At 62.2% G+C, this 1,522-nt stretch carries 1 pseudogene; it reads left to right on the forward strand.

Going from position 1 to position 1,522, the window contains the following annotated elements:
* Positions 1-81 precede the first annotated feature (81 nt).
* Positions 82-1,212, forward strand: a pseudogene (locus tag CHC11_RS39935) (IS701 family transposase); the annotation flags it as partial.
* Positions 1,213-1,522 lie beyond the last annotated feature (310 nt).

Below are 1,522 nucleotides of genomic sequence, written 5' to 3' on the forward strand. Positions count from 1 at the left end.
CTAGTACTACATGCCTAGATCTCGGTGGGCGATCCAACGTTTCCTCTACATGATCACGCTGGGTGGTGTAACGGTGTCTGTATGTTTGACCCCCGTGAGTTCGCCGGTGCGGTAACGGCAGCGGATCTGGATAGGTGGAAGTCGGAATTCGAGACGGTGTGCGTCCGGTTCGAGAAACGTTGGTATCGGACGGAATCACGTGAGCATTTCCGGCAATACCTGCGGGGATTGCTTGCGCCCCTGGAGCGCAAGAATTCCTGGACGATCTCGGAATTCACCGGAGAACGAAGGCCGACAGCGGTCCAGCGGTTCATCAACCTGACGCCATGGGACGTCGATGGGCTGCGTGACGATGTGCGGACCTATGCGATGGAGTATTTCGCCGATCCCCGGGCGGTGCTGATCGCCGACCCGACCGGGTTCGCCAAGAAGGGGAAGAAGTCGGCCGGGGTGCAACGACAGTACTCCGGGACGCTTGGCCGGGTCGACAATTGTCAGATCGGTACGTTCCTGGCCTATGCCAACACGGCCGGAGACCGGGTGCTCATCGACCGGGAACTGTATATGCCCGAACGCTCCTGGTGCGCCGATGCCCAGCGGCGGACCGAGGCCGGCGTCCCCGAGAACCTGGCGTTCATGACCCGCCCGCAGCAGGTCATGGCCATGATCGACCGGACGGTCGAGGCGGGGGTGCCGTTCGCGTGGTTCGCCGGGGACGAGGAGTTCGGCCAAAACTACAAACTGCGCCGCCATCTGGAGAAACAACAGATCGCCTACTGCATGGCCGTGCCCAAGAACACCACCGTCACCACCGGAAGCGTCTCCTCGGCGACGGGCGACCCCGCCATTGTTGAGGTCGTCGCCGCACAGCTGAAACCCCACGATTGGCAGCGCCGGGCTTGCGGGATCGGATCAAAAGGTTTCCGGATCTACGACTGGGCCGTGATCGAGGCACCGTATTCGGAGCACCAGTACGTGTTCCGGCGAAACATCACCGATGACGAACTCGCATACTTCCACTGCTACAACCCACGCGGAGAAGGACTATGCGAGGTGGTCCGGGTCATCGGCTCCCGTTGGCCGATCGAGGAATGTTTCGAGGCCGCCAAGCAGGAAGCGGGGTTGGCGCAATACCAGTTCCGGCTCTACCACGCCTGGTACCGCCACATCACTCTGGCGATGCTCGCCATGGCCTTTCTCGCCGTGCTGCGCCATACCGCTAAAAAGGGGACCCGTTCCCTGTGGACAAGCGGCGGCGACCGATGGAGCACAACGGACGGACCGGCAGAAATCACCACAAGCCCCCGGACGGGCACCTCAACGGCCGGCCCGGCGACTGATCGCCCTGTCCATCGGCGAGATCCGGCGCCTGTTCAACCTGATCGGCAAAGACGATCACGCTGTTGACCTGGGGCTCTACTGGTCCGCCCTCCGTCGCGGCCATCAAGCCGAAGCGCGCAGGCATCACTTCAGGCGACACCTGCGCCTCCAGATCATCCAGATCTAGCTATGTAGTACTAGG

The organism is Actinomadura mexicana (assembly GCF_900188105.1).
Classification (GTDB): domain Bacteria; phylum Actinomycetota; class Actinomycetes; order Streptosporangiales; family Streptosporangiaceae; genus Spirillospora; species Spirillospora mexicana.